The 3,084-nt window shown below is 62.2% G+C and carries 1 protein-coding gene; it reads right to left on the bottom strand.

The features are described from left to right. Nucleotides 1-3,084, bottom strand: a 3,084-nt coding sequence (rpoC, locus tag RMQ73_RS00340) for a DNA-directed RNA polymerase subunit beta' (protein ID WP_310495966.1), incomplete at both ends; no start/stop codon positions are given.

Here is a 3,084-nt window from a genome sequence, read left to right as displayed (position 1 = left end):
GCCGCGGGCAGGATTTCCGCCGCCCTTGCCTGCTCTTCGAGGATCAGCGTGTCGCGCTTTTCCGCGACCTGCTTCAGCCTTGACAGCATGCCGCCGGTGCCGGCCGGAATGAGCCTGCCGACGATCACGTTCTCCTTGAGGCCCTCGAGCGTATCGATCTTGCCCTGGATCGCTGCTTCGGTGAGCACGCGGGTGGTTTCCTGGAACGAGGCGGCCGAGATGAAGCTCTTGGTCTGGAGCGACGCCTTGGTGATGCCGAGCAGGATCGGCTTGCCAGCGGCAAACACGGAGCCTGCCGGCAGCTTGCCGTTTTCGGTGTCCATCTCTTCACGGTCGACCTGTTCGCCGACAAGCAGCGTGGTGTCGCCGCTTTCGGTGATTTCGACCTTTTGCAGCATCTGGCGGACAATCACTTCGATGTGCTTGTCGTTGATGCGCACACCCTGGAGGCGATAGACCTCCTGGATTTCCGCGCAGAGATATTCGGCCAGCGGCTCCACGCCCAGCACTTCAAGGATGTCGTGCGGGTTGGGGTTGCCGTCGATCAGATAATCGCCCTTGCGAACGAAATCGCCTTCCTGAACGGCCACGTGCTTGCCCTTGGGCACCAGATATTCCGCAACATCGCCGCCGTCCTCGGGGCGGATCGAGATGCGGCGCTTGGTCTTGTAGTCCTTGCCAAATTCGACGCGGCCCGTGGTGCGAGCAATGATGGCATTGTCCTTGGGAATGCGCGCTTCGAACAGTTCGGCAACACGCGGCAGACCGCCGGTGATGTCGCGGGTCTTGGCAGCTTCGCGCGGGATGCGGGCAACCACGTCACCGGCGAACACGTCCTGACCGTCGTTGACGGACAAAATCGCATCGACGGCGAGCAGGTAACGCGCGGTTTCGCCCGAGGCATCGTCAAGCAGAGTGATGCGCGGACGCAGGTCATCCTTCTTGTTGATGGCCTTCCAGTCGCTGACGACCTTGTTGGCAATGCCGGTGGCTTCGTCGGTTTCTTCGCGCAGCGAGACGCCTTCGACCAGATCCTGATATTTCACCTTGCCCGATTTCTCGGTGATGACCGGCAGGGTGTACGGATCCCATTCGGCCAGCCGATCACCCTTGGACACCTGGGCGCCTTCGAGATGGGTCAGCATGGCACCGTAAGGGATACGGTGGATCGAGCGTTCACGGCCTTCGGCATCGCGCAGCACCAGTTCGCCGTTGCGGGCCATGGAGATGTTGCGGCCACGGCTGTCGGCGATGGTCGACAGGGCGCGGAATTCCAGCGTGCCATCCACCGGCGATTCCAGTGTCGACTGTTCGGACACCTGGGCGGCGCCGCCGATGTGGAAGGTACGCATGGTCAGCTGCGTGCCCGGCTCGCCGATCGACTGCGCTGCAATCACACCAACAGCTTCGCCGGCATTGACGGGCGTGCCGCGCGAAAGATCGCGGCCATAGCAGGTTCCGCAGACACCGCCGCGCGTTTCGCACAGCAATGGCGAGCGGATCTTCACTTCGGCAACGGCAGCCTTTTCGATGCGCGCGACATCGGCTTCATCGAGCAACAGCCCGGCCGGTGCCACCACTTCGCCGGTCTTGGCGTCGACGATGTCCACCAGCACGGTGCGGCCAAGGATGCGTTCGGCCAGCGACACGATGGTGTTGCCGCCTTCGACAATGGCCTTCATCAACATGCCGCGTTCGGTGCCGCAATCCTGCTCGATGACGACGCAATCCTGGCTGACATCGACCAGACGGCGGGTGAGATAACCCGAGTTCGCCGTCTTGAGCGCGGTATCGGCCAGACCCTTGCGGGCGCCGTGGGTGGAGTTGAAGTATTCAAGGACGGTCAGGCCTTCCTTGAAGTTCGAGATGATCGGCGTTTCGATGATCTCGCCCGACGGCTTGGCCATGAGGCCGCGCATGCCGGCAAGCTGCTTCATCTGCGCTTGCGAGCCACGGGCACCGGAGTGCGCCATCATGTAGATGGAGTTGATCTGCGCCTCGCGCCCGTCGGGCGTTTTCTTCTTGGCGCTGATTTCCTTCATCATTTCGGTGGCGACCTGGTCACCGCAACGCGCCCAGGCATCGACGACCTTGTTGTACTTTTCACCCTGGGTGATGAGGCCGTCCTGATACTGCTGTTCGAAATCCTTCACCTGCGCCTTGGTCTGATCGACCAGCGGGCCCTTTGCGGCGGGGATGACCATGTCGTCCTTGCCGAAGGAAATGCCGGCCTGGAACGCGTGGCGGAAGCCCAGCGCCATGATGGCATCGGCGAACAGCACCGTCTCCTTCTGGCCGGTGTGGCGATAGACGGTGTCGATGACATCGCCGATCTCCTTCTTGGTCAGCAGGCGGTTGATGGTTTCGAACGGCACCTTGTGCGACTTGGGCAGGGTTTCGCTGAGCAGCAGCCGGCCCGGCGTGGTCTGCACGCGGCGCATATAGGCCTTGCCGTCTTCGTCGGTGGCCGGGACGCGCGCCGTGATCTTGGTGTGCAGCGTCACGAACTTGCCGTGCAGCGCCTGATGGACTTCGGCCATGTCGCCAAAGGCCATGCCCTGGCCGGGTTCGCCTTCGGATTCCATCGACAGATAATACAGACCCAGCACCATGTCCTGCGACGGCACGATGATCGGCTTGCCGTTGGCGGGCGACAGGATGTTGTTGGTCGACATCATCAGCACGCGCGCTTCGAGCTGGGCCTCAAGGCTCAGCGGCACGTGGACAGCCATCTGGTCGCCATCGAAATCGGCGTTGAAGGCCGAGCAGACCAGCGGGTGCAGCTGGATGGCCTTGCCCTCGATCAGCACGGGTTCAAAGGCCTGGATGCCAAGACGGTGCAGCGTCGGCGCGCGGTTGAGCAGCACCGGATGTTCGCGGATGACCTCGTCGAGGATGTCCCAGACTTCCTTGCGTTCCTTTTCGACCCACTTCTTGGCCTGCTTGAGGGTCATCGACAGACCCTTGGCATCAAGACGCGAATAGATGAACGGCTTGAACAGCTCGAGCGCCATCTTCTTGGGCAGGCCGCACTGGTGCAGCTTCAATTCCGGACCCGTCACGATGACCGAACGGCCGGAATAA

Source organism: Sandarakinorhabdus sp., from assembly GCF_031430775.1.
Classification (GTDB): Bacteria; Pseudomonadota; Alphaproteobacteria; order Sphingomonadales; family Sphingomonadaceae; genus Sandarakinorhabdus.
This window is presented reverse-complemented; position numbering and strand designations above follow the sequence as displayed.